Origin of the sequence: Pedobacter sp. KBS0701, from assembly GCF_005938645.2 — a bacterium.
Taxonomy (GTDB): domain Bacteria; phylum Bacteroidota; class Bacteroidia; order Sphingobacteriales; family Sphingobacteriaceae; genus Pedobacter.
Genome location: NZ_CP042171.1, coordinates 3029074 through 3046418, shown reverse-complemented (window position 1 = coordinate 3046418; position 17345 = coordinate 3029074). Strand labels below are relative to the sequence as shown.

The window sequence follows — 17345 nt, the reverse complement described above, 5'->3', positions numbered from 1 at the left end:
AAGTTTTTTTTAAAACTTGACTTCTTTTTTATTGTATATCTACCAAAATACTATTCCTCAAATTATTCGAAATATCTTCTGTGATGGCGATTATTTCGTCGGGCTCATTGGTATTATTCATAACTACTTTATTGCATTGTTCGCGGTAGGGTAGCAGATATTCTTTATAGGCTGGTACTACATGGTTATGCCATTTGTACAATACGTCATCTTCCGGATAACCCCGTTCTAAGCCATCGCGTTTGATACGGCGGTCCAAAGCAACCTGTTCATCCGCATCAACGAAAATGGTATGATCCAGTAAAGCTGCGATTTCTTTAAAATGAAGGATAAAAAGCCCCTCTACAATAATAATAGGCGCCGATTTAATCTCCAGTATTTTAACTACAGCCAATGGGTTATTAAAGTTATATTCTTTTTTATAAACCACTTCACCGCTCATTAATTGCTTGATATCTCTCAAAAACTGTTCGCTATCAATGGTTGAAGGAAGATCAAAGTTGTATAACTTATTTTCTTCCTGTGTCATGTCACCGGCAGGGATGTAATAATCATCCTGTGATACCAGTGTTACTTCATCTTGTTTAAAATGATGGAGAAAGCAGTTTAGGAAAAATGTTTTGCCCGATCCGCTACCGCCGGCAATACCAATTATAAAAGGCTTTTTGTTTGAACTCATTGAGCACTATAGGTTAAATTGCAGAAAAAACGTTTGTCTAAAGCACCCAATGAATCGGCTACAGCTTTAGTCATTACAATGATAACATCTTTTGTAGATTCGTTCTCTGTAAATTTACCAACAACTTTAGCAAAGGTAGTGCGGTTGGTCATTGGATTGGTGATTTTGATTACCCTGCCAACAGGTGCTGTACGGTGTAAAACCAACATTTTTGTGCCATCCAGGTCCTGATCAGCAATCCAAACCGCGGTACCTTTTTCTTCGATCTGGCTTAAGCCATAAACACTTGGGTCGCGGCGCAGTTTAGGATCTTTAACCATGGTGCTGTCCGGTTCATTTTCCTGCTCCTCTTTTGAAATATCATTTACCGATTTTGGTTGTGGTGGTTTCGGGATAATCAGTTTTTGGTCTACCTTAATATTGTTATCATCCAGTTTATTTGCTGTTCTGATCTGAAAGGCTGTTAAATTGTATTTTTTAGCAATAGAGAAAATGTTTTCGCCAGTTGCTACAGTATGGATAAAACTTTCTTCTTTGTTTGCTACCGGTACTTCTTTTGTTTTGGTTTCAGCCTGCTTTTCTTTTGGTACCTGAACATCGGCAACAATGCCGCCCGGAACTTTTAAAACCTGTCCGATGGTAATGGCGTTATCAGGGAGATTGTTCATCGTTCTGATCTGATAAGCGGTAATGCCATATTGCTTGGCAATAGTGAATATGGTTTCGTTCCTTAAAACGGTATGCGTACCTGCTGTATCACTGGATTTATTCTCTTGTGCCGGCTTTTCTTCAACAGCAGCCGAAACTACTTTATTTTCGTCGATGTTTTTTGTTGCCGGGATTTTCAGTTTCTGACCAATACGGAGGTTATTGCCTGAAAGGTTATTCGCTTTTTTTACTTCTTCAACCGTAGTGCCGTATTTCTCGGCAATTTTTCCTAAAAACTCTTTAGGTGCAACGGTATGCTCGATCATGGTTTGATCTGAAGCCGGGCTATTGTTTACAGGTAATTCTGTATTGTTTTTTACTGGTGCTGTAACTGGCTCAGCTGCTGCAGTCTGTGTGCCGTTTTTCGCCGGAATTTTTAACACCTGTCCGATGCTTAAATTACTGCTCTTTAAATTATTTAAAGCCTTAATTTCATTTATTGTAGTACCATATTTTTCGGCCAGCATGTTCAAATTTTCTTTCGGCTTAATGGTGTGTTCTATCACACTGGCCGTTGAAGAAGTTGTTTCTGCATTTGGTGATCCACTAGCTGTAAAAGGAATATTTGTAGGGACTTTGATGATTACCCCGACCTGTAAGTATTTGTTCTCGTTAAAAGCCATGATATCCTTGGGTGATACATTGTATCTTCTTCCGATAGAATAATAAGTGTCTTTTGCTACGGTTTGGTGAACGATCAGTTTTTTGCCTTTGTTATTTTCTACACCGATAGAGTCTCTTGCTGTGTTGGCCCTGGCATTTGCAATATTCAGCGCAAATAACACTACAGCAGATAAATATATTTTATGCATTTATTTTTATCTAAATTTCTAAGTCAAAGGGAGCAATTATACGAATAATATTGTTAACCATCTCATGTTTTACCACTCGTTTTCAGGTAAAAACAAGATAAATCATACCTTATTATTTTGATATGCTGTTCATTAACAAATGTTTATAAAATTGTTGTTTATATGATAATGAATATTAAACGGTTTAATAAATAGCGTATTGTTCAAAAGACAAAATTGAGCAAAACTTTTCTAAATTTGAGTTGTTACGTTGACATTAAAATACATCATAAATTATAATAAAATGGACGCTAAAGAAATAAGCTTAAACGAAAAAGAAGTTAAACCAGTTGTTGATCTGTTAAATGATTATTTAGCTAATTACCACATTCATTATCAAAAATTAAGAGGTTGCCACTGGAACATTAAAGGACAGAATTTTTTTACGCTTCATGTTAAGTTCGAGGAATTATATACAAATGCTCAGCTAACTATTGATGAGATTGCAGAGCGTGTATTAACCTTAGGTAAAGCACCACATAGCCGTTTTGCTGATTATATTAAAGAATCTAAAATTAAAGAGATTGATACCATTGGTATGAAAGATCTTGATATGGTAGATGCCATTTTAGATGATATGGCTTCACTGATCGAATTGGAAAGGGGGCTTTTAGAAGCTACTGATGAGGCTGGCGACGATGGTTCTAACGATATGGTGAACCGTTTTATGCAGTTTAAAGAAAAAAATACCTGGATGTTACGTTCTTTTGCCGGAAAAAAATAACCAGGGATTGGTAGGTTAAAAGCCTTATATAAGTAGCTTAATTGTAAAATCTGCTTATATGGGGCTTTTTTGTTTCATTGGAAATCTAAATATTTATCTTTGGGAATGGCGTACAAAAGTTTAGCAGAATGTGTTTCCGATCTTGAAAAGCACGGTCATTTAATCAGAATCAAAGAAGAAGTAGATCCTTACTTAGAAATGGCCGCCATCCATTTAAGGGTTTACGAAAAGGAGGGACCGGCACTGTTATTCGAAAAAGTTAAGGGGAGCCCTTTTCCTGCGGTTTCTAATCTATTCGGAACTTTAGAAAGATCAAAATTCATTTTTAAGGATACCTTGCCAAAGGTGCAGCAATTGGTTTCTTTAAGAAACGATCCTATAAAAGCATTGAAAAATCCTTTTAAATATGCAGGTTCGGCAATGTCGGCTTTATCAGCTTTGCCGCTCAAAACACCTTCTGCAAAAAATAAATTTTTAAAAACAAGCATCAGTCAGTTGCCTCAGATTGTTAACTGGCCGATGGATGGTGGCCCATTTGTTACCATGCCACAGGTTTATACTGAAGATATAGATAAACCAGGTGTACTTAATGCTAATTTAGGGATGTACCGTATTCAGTTAGGAGGAAACGATTATATCCAGGATAAAGAAATTGGTTTGCACTATCAGATCCACAGGGGGATAGGCGTGCACCAATCGAAAGCGAATGCCCTTGGACAGCCTTTAAAAGTAAGTGTTTTTGTCGGAGGTCCACCTTCACATCCTTTGGCTGCCGTAATGCCATTGCCGGAAGGTTTGTCGGAAATGACTTTTGCCGGTGCCCTTGGCGACAGGCGCTTCCGTTATTTTTATGATGATGAAGGTTTTTGTATCTCTGCTGATGCCGATTTTATCATCACCGGCACCGTTTATCCAAATGAAAATAAACCTGAAGGACCATTTGGTGATCATTTGGGTTATTATAGCTTAACACACCCATTTCCTTTAATGAAAGTGCATAATGTGTACCATAAAAAAGATGCGATATGGTCGTTTACTGTGGTTGGCCGCCCACCGCAGGAAGATACCAGTTTTGGTGCATTGATTCATGAGATTACAGGTTCGGCCATTCCACAGGAAATACATGGTTTAAAAGAAGTTCATGCCGTAGATGCTGCTGGCGTGCACCCTTTACTTTTTGCCATCGGTAGCGAACGTTATACGCCATATTTAAAAGAAAGAAGACCACAAGAGATTTTGACCATTGCCAACCACATTCTGGGTAAAAATCAGTTGAGTTTGGCCAAATACCTTTTTATAGCGGCTAAAGAAGATGATCAGCAACTGAGTACACATCATATTGAAGATTTTATCAAACATATATTACAGCGGATTGATTTAACAAGAGATATCCATTTTTATACCAATACCACCATTGATACGCTGGATTACAGTGGCGACGGATTAAACAGTGGTTCGAAAGTGGTGATTGCTGCAGCAGGTAATCAAAAAAGAGAATTGTGGAGTCATGTTCCTGAGGGACTGAAATTGAGTGAGGCTTTTTATCAGCCCAAAATTGTCATGCCAGGCGTTTTGGTTTTAGCGGCTAATAAATACCTGAATCCAGAGAAAACAGCTGCAGAAATTGCGATGCTGAACATGGCCCTGATTGATCAGGATTTATCTGGTCTGCCTTTAATTATATTGGCCGATGATGCTGAGTTTACAGCTGCCAATATTGATAATCTGGTTTGGGTAGCTTTTACCAGGAGCAATCCGGCAGCAGATATATATGGTATCAACGATTTTACCATTAATAAACATTGGGGATGTAAAGGCTCGTTGATTATTGATGCAAGGAAAAAGCCCCACCACGCACCCGAATTGATTAAGGATGGAGTGGTAGAGGCTAAGATTGATGAAATGGGTAAAGAAGGTGGAGCGTTATTTGGGGTGGTTTAAATTTAAGTAGTATTATGGATTTTATATTTTCAAAAATGGTGATTTAACAAATTCATTGTCAAGCTTTCCTGCATCTGTATCCCAATTGGGTGTTTGCCAAGGAGGCATTTCTTGTTTTATATTCTCAAAAAATGATATGTAAGATCCATTGAAATTCCCGTCATTGTAAACTTTTCGTACAGCTAAAGTAAATCTTCCGTTTTTATCTGTAACTGCGCCATCGTCTGATAATTGGTTATCTTGACAAGCCCCTATGTGAATTATAGAACAGATTGCATGTATTGTAGAAGCAGCTCCAAGCTTTATGCTTTTGAAATATGTCAGATTATTTTCAAAATCAATTTCAGATTCGGTAGGATCAATGCCTCGTAAAACATGTTCTGGCCATAGTACTTCTGTTACTTTTTGATGAGTAGGGAAAAATTTTGATACTGTTCCATTATAGCAACTGTCATTAATGAAGAAAATTTTAACTCCTTCATTAAATCTGTTCCAACATACTTGAAATTCGTCATCAATAAAAAGCCTATCATATAGTACTAAAACCTCATCATACCCATCATTTTCATCATTGCTTAAATCTTTTACGCGAGTTCCATGTCCCGAATAAGAAATAAATAAGGTATCTCCCTTTATCATTCCATCTGCAAAGAACTTTAAGTTATCTAGAAGATTGCTACTAGTCGCATCTTTACCAATTAACTTTTTGCAATTAAAATTATTTTTTAATGCTATTTGATAATAATAATCCGCATCATTTTCAGCATTGCGTAATGGTTGATACGTGCCTTTATATTTAGTTGTGTCAATGCTATTTAGTCCGATATTTAATGAAAATCCATTTGCCATATTAATTACGTTCTTTTAATTACTTTTTTAGTGCATCAAGTACTTTTTGAGCCTCAAGTCGTTTTGTTTCGGCTTCCAATAAACTTTTTTGTAGCTCTAATTTTAGTTTTTGTAATTCTATTTGGTTAGATAATTCAGTTTTTTGAATATCCAATTTTACTTTTCCAATTTCTTGTTCTTTTGTAAGTGTAAATTTTTGACTCTCCTGAATAGACTTTTCATAATTGAGCTTTGCTTTCTCTAAATCGTCAAAGCGTTTTGTATTATCAAATTTAAATTGTACTAATTGACTGGGAATTGAAACAATTGCTTTTGCAATGTTTATTGGGATTGAAATAAATCCTTCTACAGATGACGGTTTTGTGATTTCGTTAGACAGAATTATGCCATCTTGAATTGCTATTTTGTTAACTCGTTTAACAAAAGCCGTTCGGTTTACTGGTATTATAATAAGTTTTGAATTATCAGCAATAGTAATATTTGTAGGTAAGGAGTTGTTGAAACCTGAAGAAGTGGACTCAAACTTTAGTTGTACATTTTTTACTGGACGAGTAAATATTCCTTCGATTTCATCAGTTGGACTTGCTGCAGCACCATTATTTACTAAGTTTGAAAGTGTTGAAGCATTTGGCATAATATCTTGAGAACTAATTTTGAAGTCACCTTGAATTGTGAGAAATTCGTCTTTTCCAAGTTCATTGATAAGGACTATTTGCCAGTTTATGGATAAAGGGGCATTAGAGATTGCTGATGCTTTGACAATAAAGTCTGCTGAAAATTCTTTGATTTTTACTATTGTATTAGGAGCTTTAGCAGCACCACTAGATGTTCCAAGAATTATTTGTGGTGCCTCAGCCAATTTAGCAATGATGTTAGAAGTCCTGTCTTCAGTAGTAATATTGACGGTTTCTAATAGCCCTTTTGTGTTTACGCCATATTTAATCTCATCTGACATAAGCGCGTTTGGCTTGTAGTTTAAAGAAAGTAAGTCTTTTGTATCAGCAATCATTTCTGCTGTTGTACCAAAACTTTGTTCTATTATTCTACTTGAACCGTTCAGCGTACTGTCATCTGAATTATATACAACAGCTACTTTTACAGCCGATTTGATTTTTAGAATGCTTTCTGGTAAATAATAATATACTGTCGCAGCTTTTTTTGAATTACTCGAATAATTTGTTTTTACAACAGTACAGCTTGAAAGAGTTCCTGTTAGTAGGACAACAATAAATAAACCTATAATAATATACCATTCCATTTTTTTGAATTTTGAGGCTTGAGAAAATAAAACTTTCATAGTCTTTAATATTTGTTAATTAAGAAATTTCTACTGCTAATTTTAATTAGGTGTTTTCACTATTTTTGAGAAAGAAAAACAGTCTCTTTTTGTGCTGTCTATCGAATTCCTGTTTCAGTGCAGGAGTCTGGTCAAGACCTTTAATAAAGTTTTCAACCTTGTTTAATGAGAGTTTTGTCATGGTTTTAGTTTTTTGGTTTTTGCCTAATTAATTTGCCGCTTTTAGGTAAGGCGGACTTTATAAAAAGATGATATTTTGTTCAGCGATCTTCTTACCCAAAAGTACCATTAGCAGTGTCCTCAAATCAAGCGTGAAAACATGCGAATTTATACGCGTGAAAACCGCAATGAGTTGCCGTGAAATCACGGTATTTTAAAATAAATGGAAGATGGAAAAAGAAAGTAAAAAGTAATTTTAAATGTATTATATCTTGGTTTTTAGGTGACTAAAATGCTGTTTACATAGCTGATGCATGGTTTTAGGATTTTCAATTTCAAATTCTGATCGTGTATATTTAGGTATAAGTTATTTTATAAACCTCAAACTAAATTAAAAGCTATGAAACCTTTACCGTGTACTTTTGTAACCAAACAAGAAAGCAATTATCGTGAACAATGGTTTAATTATTATAAGTATCCTATACTTAATACCATTACATCGTTGCAAGAAGGAATGCAAGAAAACAACAGACTGGATTTTGAGAATATCGTAAGTGCTATTGAGTTTTTTAAGCTTCTGAAAGAAAATCTTAAAGCTAAGGATGATGGTGTTAGGGTATATTTTGCCTCCCCATCTAGTGATGGAACTGTAACAAGAGGTAAATGTGGTCTACTAACACTCATTTTCGGAATAACTGAAGGTGTTGATAAAGTTGATAATAAAAATTACTTCGCTTATAATGGAAAAACTTTTGATAAAGTTCAAGAAGATCAGGCAAGAATCTGGGTTCATAATTATCAAAATGTAAAACGTGGTATGCTTTTCGAAACGCTATCGGAAAATGATAGATTAAATCATTGCCAGGAAACTAAGCATATATGGTTTAGCTTAATTCAGATAACGGAAACAATTGAAGAAATGGAAATCCAAAATGCAAAGCCTGGAAATATGGTAACTGGGTTTGGTATCCGTTTCGTATCTTATACCAATCTAGCTTATTCATTTCCAAAACCAGTACCAAATCAGGAAGAAAGAAAACAGCGATTAACTATTGCTTTTACCTTTATGAGTGGAAAAAAGGATATTGGGATAGAAGATATTGATAGCGATGAATTTAATGAAAGACTTGAGGTAACTATGAATGGATTTCGTGGAGATACTTTTGATACCGGAGATCCCACTCCACCGCCATCAACCGATAATATGGCAGCACTTGATGTCTCAGATAAATAGTAAATGCTTATTTTAGATACATATTTAAATTTATGTATCTTAAGTATTTATATCTCGTCTCTTTAGCAATCTCCTCATTAGTAGGTGTTTGCTTTCGATTAAAATTAACAAAGCAGCTAAAAACGGTTGCTTTGTTATCTGTTTATACTTTTTTGCTTGAGTTTAGTGTATTCTTATTTAAGCAAGAGTTTGGTTATGAGGGTAATACGCTACCCCAGTATAATTTTTTTATTTTGGTAGAATTTATGTTTTACGCCTATTTCTTTAAACAGATTATCAAAAATGTTTACTTACAAAAAGTAATAAAATTATTCTTAGTAATGTTCCCGGTTCTTTGGTACATATTTAGTTTTTACTGTTTTAATATACTACAGTGGAGTAGCTATGCTTTTGTGTTTGGTGGAACATTTATTATCTTTTTTGCACTTATTTATTGCTATGAAAAATTAACTTCCGAAGAAACTACATCACTTTTTAGTGAGGGTGAATTCTGGATTGCTATAGGTTTAATTGTTTATTACACCTGCGTTGTACCCTATATGGGGATGTTCCATTATTTGACAGAAAACTATGAACAACTTGCCGTTAAACTAAAGAAATTAAATTTAATAACCAATATTATTATGTATTGTTTATTTGCCTACGCCTTTATATGCACAACGATCAAGACAAAGAAGTCCTCTTTGTAATTATTCCCAGTATCATTATTTTTTTTGCACTTAGTAGTGCGATTGTTTTCTTTATGCTCTATTTTCAGAAAAAGAAATTCCAGTATGCAAAAGAAAAAGGAGAGCTGGAAAAACAATATGGTGAGCAATTGCTGCAATCGCGGCTCGAAATGCAGGAGCAGACTTTTGAAACAATAAGTGAAGAAATACATGATAACGTTGGGCAGTTACTAAGTTTGGCTAAACTGCAATTGAGCATTCTGGAGCAAAAAGAAATCAGCGATAAATCATTGATCACTGAAATTAAAGGAAATGTAGGCAATGCCCTTACCGATTTACGTGATATTGCGAAAAGTTTGAGTACAAGCCGTATCCAGGAATTAAGTTTGTTGCAGGCGGTAGAACAGGAACTACAGCGTATAGGCAGGGCAGGAGTTATTGTTTGCAAAGTTGAGGTAACCGGTAACGAACAGCAGATTGCAGAACAGAAGAAAATCATCATCTTCCGGATTGTACAGGAAAGTTTACAAAATATATTAAAACATGCCCAAGCCACCGCAATTGATGTTGGATTTGATTTTTCGGAACAGCTCAACATAACCATCAAAGATAATGGTGTCGGTTTTAGTGCAGGTGAAAAAGAGAAAATTGAGACTGGGTTGGGACTTCAGAATATTGTAAAACGCGCTACACTAATTATGGGAGAAGTTATAATCAACAGTGTGATTAATAATGGAACTAAAATTATCTTAACCATTCCTTATGTCTGACCAGATTAAAAATATAGCCTTAGTTGATGATCACGTTTTGTTTAGAAAAGGATTGGCCGCTTTGATCAGCTATTTTCCATCCTACAACATATTATTTGAAGCTGCTAACGGAAAAGATTTTATCGGGCAGTTAAAAATATATGATATACCTGATATTGTATTGTTGGATATCAACATGCCCGAGATGGATGGGTATAGTACGGCTTCGTGGCTGCGGACAAATCATCCGGAAGTAAACATACTTGCTCTAAGTACCATGGATGCAGAAACTGCCATTATTAAAATGATTACTAATGGTGCCAAAGGTTATGTACTAAAAGATGCCGAGCCTGAAGAGCTCAAGCGTGCTTTTGACGAGGTGATCAGTAAGGGGTATTTTTATAATGACCTGGTTACGAGGAAAGTTATGCAGTCATTAAGTTCGTTAGCTACAAATTCGAAAATATCAGAATTCGTAAAACTTACAGAAAGGGAAATGGACTTTCTGAAATATACCTGTACCGAAAAAACGTACAATGAAATTGCGGCTGAAATGTTTGTGAGTCCGCGTACAATTGATGGTTATAGAAATTCCTTATGCGAAAAATTACAGTTAAAAAGTCGCACAGGATTGGCTTTGTATGCGGTGAAGCATGGAATAGTTAAAATTTAGAGATCATTTTAAATGATATCATCCTATAAACTGTTCTGAGGGTTAAGTCACTAATTGGAGATAATTTTAGATTCTAGCTAAAAATTTCGATTTTTAGCCAGATCATCCAAATATGCTTTCAAAATTTCAAATCCTCTTTACCTGCATCATGCTTTTATTAGTAAAGGCAAAGGCGCAGGATGTAAAACTTGATAGTGTGGTGTTAAATATTAACCGCTATGGTTTAGAAACGGCTCAATCTAATCTGTTCGTTCATTTCGACAAAACTGTATACACCAATAATGATCAGGTTTGGTTTACCGGATATCTGCTTAAAACGATTACGAATTTAGATCAATACCACACCCTTTATTTATCATTGATCAACAACAATGATAGCAGTGTCATAATCCAGGATAAATTTTTGATTGAAAAAGGAGTTGCATGTGGTGCACTTACTTTGCCTGACTCACTTCCGGGTGGTTCCTATCGTTTTGTGGCGAATACCAATATTAAAAAGGATAATCAGGCAGATGGCGGATTTGTGCAACCCATTATCATTAAATCTACTACTGTAAATCCGTTAACAGCCAGTATTTCTCTTTTTAAAGCGTATGATGAGCAAAGCAAAAATGGGACAGCATTGTTAAAAGTTTTATCCAGCGATAACCGTTTTGTTGAAAATGCAGAAATAAAATATCAGATCGGTAAGGACAAACAAACATTGCTCACTGGTTCAGCTAAAAGCAGCATAATTGGTGAACTGATGATTAACTTTCCTGCGGATAAAATTACAGCGGATAATAATCAACTTAATGTTTCCATCAAAAAAGGTAAAGATATCAGGCACATCAAGTTTAATCTTCCGGTAAGGAACCGTTCAAATTATCAGATTCAGTTTTACCCTGAAGGAGGTTACCTGGTTGAGCGCTTAACCTCGAAGGTAGGTTTTGAAATTAAAAACCTGGAAGGCACTGCAATAAAAGCAGCGGGTGTCTTGTATGAAAATGATATGGTAATTGATACCCTCGAGAGCAATTCTACAGGGCTTGGTTCATTTTCAATCTGTCCACAGCCATCAAAAAAGTATTATGTTAAACTTTTTGGTAGTGAACAGGGAGGTATCAGTTATCATTTACCTGCAGCATTAAAACATGGAGCTGTTTTAAAAGCAGGCACGGCAATAGCCGAAAATGAATTCAGGCTACAGCTGGAGGCCAGTAGCAATCAAAAAGTTCATGTTCTGGTGCATAATTTCGCTGATGTTTTTTTGTATGACGATTTAATTTTGGCAGCTGGTAAAACCCAAAACATAAGATTTGAATTAGATTTTGTACCTATTGGACTAAATTCCGTAACTATTCTCGACAGTAACTACCGGCCGATGGCCGAAAGGATTTTCTTTGCACATTACGACATGCTTAATCAGACCGAATTATCGACAGATAAAAATGAATATGGCACAAGAGATCAGGTGAATTTAAAATTGAACGTAAGTGGTAAAAGTAAAGCCCCGCTTACAGCACTGGTTTCTGTTTCATGTACCCAGGCCAATAGGATTTCAGTTGGGAATAACCAGAATATTGTCGATTATTTTTATTTACAACAACATTTAAAACCTCTTCCTAACCGACCGATGGGTTTAAAGTATGTGGATCAGAATTATGTGAATGATGTACTTCTGATTAAAACCTGGAGCAGGTATAAGTGGCCTGAAGAAGAGGTAGTTGATAAAAAATCAGTACTTTCGAGCTTTGAATATCATGGTGAAATTACCAGAAGAAAAAAGTTACTGACCAGCCCCATAGGCTTAACAACAATAGCAGGTGAAAACCTTAATTTTCTGGATACAGACAGTGCAGGCAGATTTAATATTCCATTTAATCATCTCCTGATTAAAGAACCGAAAACCCAGGTTTGGCTGGGAATGGTTGCCGATAGATATGATCTTTACTCGCTTGAAATAAATAACCCGCAAGAAGAACTGACAAAACACATTTTAAAGCAAAATTTTGAGCTTCCCCATGTAAGAGCTGAAGTACTGAATAATGCTTATCAAAGCATCACTTCGGCTGCTGGTATCAAACTTAAAGAAGTGGTGATAACTAAGAATAATCAAAACACTGATTATGCCAAAAGAACTTATAATAAATGTGGTGATTATGTTTGCAGGTATAACATTCTAAACTGCCCTAATCATATTGCGGATGCTGGCAGTAGAAGTCCGGTAATTGGTAAAACTTATTCTGACGGGAAAGGTGGTGAAATCATTTACCCGGGATGTTTGGAGGCAGAGCGTAAGCCTAATATTACCATCCTCAAGGGAATCAATCTTGCCAAAGAGTTCTATGTGTCTGATATTAATAACAAAAACGAACCCATCAGTTTTTCAACGGTGTATTGGAACTATCAGGTAATGATTAAAGGTGAAACATCCATTAGTTTTAATACGGGCGATTTAACCGGACCATTTAAAATTATTGTACAAGGCGTAACGGATGGGGGAGTAGTTTATGGGGAGAAAGAAATTATGGTGAAGAATAAATAAAAACGGCCTCAGTGTTTAACTGAAGCCGTTTCTGTATGGTGTTTTCAAAATTTAAAATCTCACTCCAAAAGTTAAAAATACATTGTTCCTTTTGCTTTTCACATCAGCAACGGGCTCAGAATAATCATCCAATAAATAAGGGCTTGAACTGAAATTTGTTTTGTAGTTCTGGTATGCCACATCGAAATAGTAATTGTCAATGCGATAACCAAGTCCACCAGTATAGTATTGACCCTGATAAAATTTATTATCGCCACCTTTAACACCGTTTCCATTTACGCCGTAACCTGCACGTAAACTCAATTCGTTGGTTACTTTTACTTCAGCACCTACTCTATAGTTAACAGCTTCTTTATAAGATGCTTTAATAAATGCATTATTATCGTTAATTGTGGTACGGTCAGATCCATTAGAATCAGAAAAACGCATCGAAGAATAATCTACATAATCCACATCAGCTGATATTAATGCAGTACCTGCAATTACGTAACTGATACCTGCAGAAGCTTTTAAAGGTGTACGCAAATTATAAGTAAATGAATAATATTGAGTTGGGTTGTTCGAATTAGTTGGCCCGGTATTAGCATTTCCAGCAGTAGTAGCCTGTAAAGTCTCACTGGTATTGTCTTCAATATTCATCCAGGTTGGAGTCTGGAAGTTTAAACCGATCCTTAACTTGCTAACTGGTCTGAAAATAGCACCCAATTTTAAATTGAAGCCACCACCTTTAGTTTCCTGATTCCTATAGTGGGTAAGATTATAATTTTCATTTCCGTTGTAGGTAGGAACAGCGTCGCCATCATTGTAGGAGTTAACCACACCTGATTCTGTGAAGGTAGCATCGCTGGTGTATTTTACATTCACAAAACTGGCTGTTGCACCAATATATACCTTATTTCCAAAGTTTAACGCACCTGCAACATTAAATTCTGAAGTCGAACCTAGACGTGCCTCATCCCAGTTTTGCTTAAAATTCGTATTGTTATAAGGCTCTGCAGAATATTTGTTAGGAAAAGTGGGGGTGTTTTTATTGATAAGAAAACTGTTATAAGCATCACCCGCGATGCTGTTTGTTACCCCGAAATTATTGGCCTGATCTACGTAAGAATCCCTTATCGAGCTGTTTGTATTGGTTCCGTTGTAACTGATATTATTTAAAAAATCGTTATTTCGGGTATAACTTAAACCAAATACTGTACTCACTAAACCTTTATCTACATCAGATCCTTTCATTTTGGCAGCAGGGCTGTAGAATACTACGCCAATATTGTTCAGATTAATCTGGCTTTTATTAGCTTTTGTATTATTTCCTAAATATGCACTATTATTTGATACTGAATTAAATTCTGGAGTAATACTAAATTCTGATTTGGTAAATAAACCTAAACCCGCAGGGTTAGCATTAATTGAACCAATATCGCCACCAACACCAATTTGCGCGCCGCCCATTCCTTTAAACCGGGCAGAGGTACCATAATTGGTTTGAGAGAAACGGAACGCATCAGGCGCGTAACTTTGGGCGTATGTTGTTCCCATAGCAGCTACTGTAGCTACTAGAGAAGCCAGGATGATTTTTTTCATTTGTGTGTTTTGATTTTATAATTAACCTCTTCCAGCTCTTGATGGCCTTGAGCCACCGCCGCCTCCGCCGCCATTAGAACCACCGCCTCCTCCGCCATTTGATGGTGGAGGTGAATAAGTTGGTCTGCTCTCGGTTCTTGCAGGTGGATTATAGCTCTCGTTTCTGGTAGGTCTGCTGCTTTGTGTACCTTGAGGTGCATAACCATCATTCCTGGTCGGTCTGCCACTTTGATTGCCTTGGTTTTGGGTATACCCACCTTGGTTTCTTACAGGTCTGCCAGCATTGTTATTTGGTGAATAAGAAACACCGTTTGGATTACTTATGCCAGATCTACTTGGTCTGCCTGCATTTCCTGCAGTGTTTCCATATCTTGGCACGCCTCTGTCATTACTTCCAGGTCTTGGTCTGTAGCTACCGCTATTGGTATACACACCACCACCATAGTATCCACCGCCGATACCCCAGCCTCCGCCGTAATATCCGCCGCCCCAACCGTAACGGTCATAGTATGAATTAGGTCCCCATGAATTCCAACCATAAGGATTGTTCCATCCGTAACCATAGTTACCATAATAGAACGGGTTATTCCAGATACTTCCGTAGCCATAACCCATACCGAATCCGCCGCCCCAGCCACCTAAGCCATAACCGTTGCCCCAACCCAATCCAATCCCTAAATAATTGGATGGTCCGTAGCTGCTACCGTAATAATAGTTGTCGAAATATGGATCATAGTAGCCCTGAAAGCTGTAACCATTGTAAAAACGGTTGATCCTTGAAGAGTAATCCATATCATAATAAGGATTACTTGTGCCATAATATTCATCATATTCTTCCTGACCCTGGGCCTGATATTGCTGGCCTTGCCGGTTCTGAGGTTGAGGTGCCATTTCCACCTCCCTGGCTTTCGCTACAGAGTTATAAACATCATCAGCAGGCTTGGTTTGAGCCAATTTTGATGTAGAGCATGAAGCCACCAACCCAGCAGCAGCAATCATAACAATGGGTAAAAATTTAATTGGTTTCATTGTGTTTATATTAGTTGTGTGTGTTCACGAATATTGATAAACAGGTTTCAAAAGTAACTAATTCTTAACTATTTACTTAGTCTAAAAACGTTAAATTATAATTGATATCAATTCTTAATCGTTTGTAGGCATAAATTTATAAATTTGCTATCGAATTTTACACTTTTTAACGTACAAATTACGTTCCAAATACATAACATGAGCAAAGAAATTACAAGTAGAGAAGCCGATTATTCCCAGTGGTATAATGATATCGTGATTAAAGCAGACCTGGCAGAACATTCTGCAGTACGTGGTTGTATGGTTATCAAGCCGAATGGCTATGCTATTTGGGAAAAAATGCAGGCTGTTTTGGATAAAATGTTTAAGGATACAGGCCATCAAAATGCCTATTTCCCTTTATTCATCCCAAAGTCATTTTTCTCCAAGGAAGCTTCTCACGTTGAGGGCTTTGCGACAGAATGTGCCGTTGTAACACACTATCGTTTAAAAAATGATGGTAACGGGAATATTGTGGTTGATGAAACTGCTAAACTGGAAGAGGAATTGATTGTTCGTCCGACTTCAGAAACAATCATCTGGAATACCTACAAAGGATGGATTCAATCATACCGTGATCTTCCAATATTGATCAATCAATGGGCGAATGTAGTAAGATGGGAAATGCGTACCAGATTATTTCTACGTACTGCCGAATTTCTGTGGCAAGAGGGGCATACTGCACACGCAACCGCAGAAGAGGCAATTGAGGAAACAGAACGCATGTTACACATTTATGCCGATTTTGCCGAAAACTGGTTAGCCGTTCCGGTAATCAGAGGTCGTAAATCGCCAAATGAACGCTTTGCAGGGGCGCTAGATACTTATTGTATTGAGGCTTTGATGCAGGATGGTAAAGCTTTACAAGCAGGAACATCTCACTTTTTAGGCCAGAATTTTGCTAAAGCTTTTGATGTTAAGTTTACAGGTAAAGATGGAAAATTAGATCATGTTTGGGCTACATCATGGGGCGTTTCTACACGTTTAATGGGTGCATTAATTATGGCCCACAGTGATGATTCCGGATTGATTATTCCACCAAAACTGGCGCCAATTCAGGTGGTTATTGTTCCAATTTATAAAGGCGATGAGGACCTGTCTAAAATTTCGGCATACGTTAACGAGCTAATCATGCGTTTAAAAGGCATGGGGATCTCGGTAAAATATGACGACAGGGATACGCAGCGCCCGGGCTTTAAATTTGCTGATTACGAGTTAAAAGGTGTGCCAGTGCGTATTGCGATCGGCAGTCGTGATTTGGAGAATAAAACCGTAGAAATTGCCCGCAGAGATACCAAAGTAAAACAAACTGTACCGCAGGAAGGTCTGGATATATACATTGCCAAATTACTGGAAGATATTCAGCAAAGCATGTTCAACAAGGCATTAGCTTATCGGGATGAGCATATTACGGAAGCTAATAGTTACGAAGAGTTTCAGGAACTGTTAGATACAAAAGCTGGTTTTATTGCTGCACACTGGGACGGAACACCAGAAACGGAACAAAAAATTAAAGAGGAAACAAAAGCAACCATCCGTTGTATTCCTTTAGATAATAAACTGGAAGATGGTGTTTGTATTTATTCTGGCAAGCCATCTATTCAGAGAGTGTTGTTTGCAAGAGCTTATTAGGTAGA

At 36.7% G+C, this 17345-nt stretch carries 13 protein-coding genes; 7 read left to right on the top strand and 6 right to left on the bottom strand.

The genetic code is table 11. The features are described from left to right. Positions 1–28: 28 nt before the first annotated feature. A complete protein-coding gene (locus FFJ24_RS12325) occupies positions 29–679 on the bottom strand; it encodes a uridine kinase (RefSeq protein ID WP_138821773.1) in 651 nt (216 codons plus the stop codon). After that, the gene (locus FFJ24_RS12320) at positions 676–2199 is read right to left on the bottom strand and encodes a LysM peptidoglycan-binding domain-containing protein (RefSeq protein ID WP_138821772.1); all 1524 of its coding nucleotides are present in this window, start codon (positions 2197–2199) and stop codon (positions 676–678) included. The genes FFJ24_RS12325 and FFJ24_RS12320 overlap by 4 nt, the downstream gene beginning before the upstream one ends. A gap of 283 nt (positions 2200–2482) precedes the next feature. Here FFJ24_RS12320 and FFJ24_RS12315 point away from each other — a divergent pair, with 283 nt between their 5' ends. Then, on the top strand, positions 2483–2962 hold the full coding sequence (locus tag FFJ24_RS12315; protein WP_138821771.1) for a Dps family protein: 480 nt from the start codon (positions 2483–2485) through the stop codon (positions 2960–2962). A gap of 105 nt (positions 2963–3067) precedes the next feature. Next, positions 3068–4903 (top strand): UbiD family decarboxylase, encoded by a 1836-nt coding sequence (locus FFJ24_RS12310; protein WP_138821770.1) that lies wholly within the window; start codon positions 3068–3070, stop codon positions 4901–4903. Between the two features lie 21 nt (positions 4904–4924). Here FFJ24_RS12310 and FFJ24_RS12305 read toward each other — a convergent pair whose 3' ends face one another. Beyond that, entirely contained in the window at positions 4925–5752 is an 828-nt protein-coding gene (locus tag FFJ24_RS12305) for a caspase family protein (protein ID WP_138821769.1), read from the bottom strand. 19 nt (positions 5753–5771) lie between these two features. Further along, entirely contained in the window at positions 5772–7049 is a 1278-nt protein-coding gene (locus FFJ24_RS12300; protein WP_138821768.1) for a hypothetical protein, read from the bottom strand. Positions 7050–7608: 559 nt separating this feature from the next. Here FFJ24_RS12300 and FFJ24_RS12295 point away from each other — a divergent pair. The 4 genes from FFJ24_RS12295 (at position 7609) to FFJ24_RS12280 (ending at position 13059) form a co-directional block, all read left to right on the top strand. Continuing rightward, a complete protein-coding gene (locus FFJ24_RS12295) occupies positions 7609–8442 on the top strand; it encodes a hypothetical protein (protein ID WP_138821767.1) in 834 nt (277 codons plus the stop codon). Positions 8443–9094: 652 nt separating this feature from the next. Further along, positions 9095–9880, top strand: a complete 786-nt coding sequence (locus FFJ24_RS12290) for a sensor histidine kinase (protein ID WP_138821766.1) — start codon at positions 9095–9097, stop codon at positions 9878–9880. Then, a complete protein-coding gene (locus FFJ24_RS12285) occupies positions 9873–10532 on the top strand; it encodes a response regulator transcription factor (RefSeq protein ID WP_138821765.1) in 660 nt (219 codons plus the stop codon). Before FFJ24_RS12290 ends, FFJ24_RS12285 begins: the two co-directional genes overlap by 8 nt. Before the next feature lie 148 nt (positions 10533–10680). Then, entirely contained in the window at positions 10681–13059 is a 2379-nt protein-coding gene (locus tag FFJ24_RS12280; protein ID WP_138821764.1) for a hypothetical protein, read from the top strand. 51 nt (positions 13060–13110) lie between these two features. On the opposite strand, the gene FFJ24_RS12275 is transcribed toward FFJ24_RS12280, so the two are convergent. After that, positions 13111–14640 (bottom strand): OmpP1/FadL family transporter, encoded by a 1530-nt coding sequence (locus FFJ24_RS12275; protein ID WP_138821763.1) that lies wholly within the window; start codon positions 14638–14640, stop codon positions 13111–13113. A 21-nt stretch (positions 14641–14661) separates the two neighbouring features. Further along, on the bottom strand, positions 14662–15669 hold the full coding sequence (locus FFJ24_RS12270) for a hypothetical protein (RefSeq protein ID WP_138821762.1): 1008 nt from the start codon (positions 15667–15669) through the stop codon (positions 14662–14664). Between the two features lie 198 nt (positions 15670–15867). Between FFJ24_RS12270 and proS the strand changes: the two genes are divergently transcribed. Then, on the top strand, positions 15868–17340 hold the full coding sequence (gene proS, locus FFJ24_RS12265; RefSeq protein WP_138821761.1) for a proline--tRNA ligase: 1473 nt from the start codon (positions 15868–15870) through the stop codon (positions 17338–17340). The last annotated feature ends 5 nt before the right edge of the window (positions 17341–17345 follow it).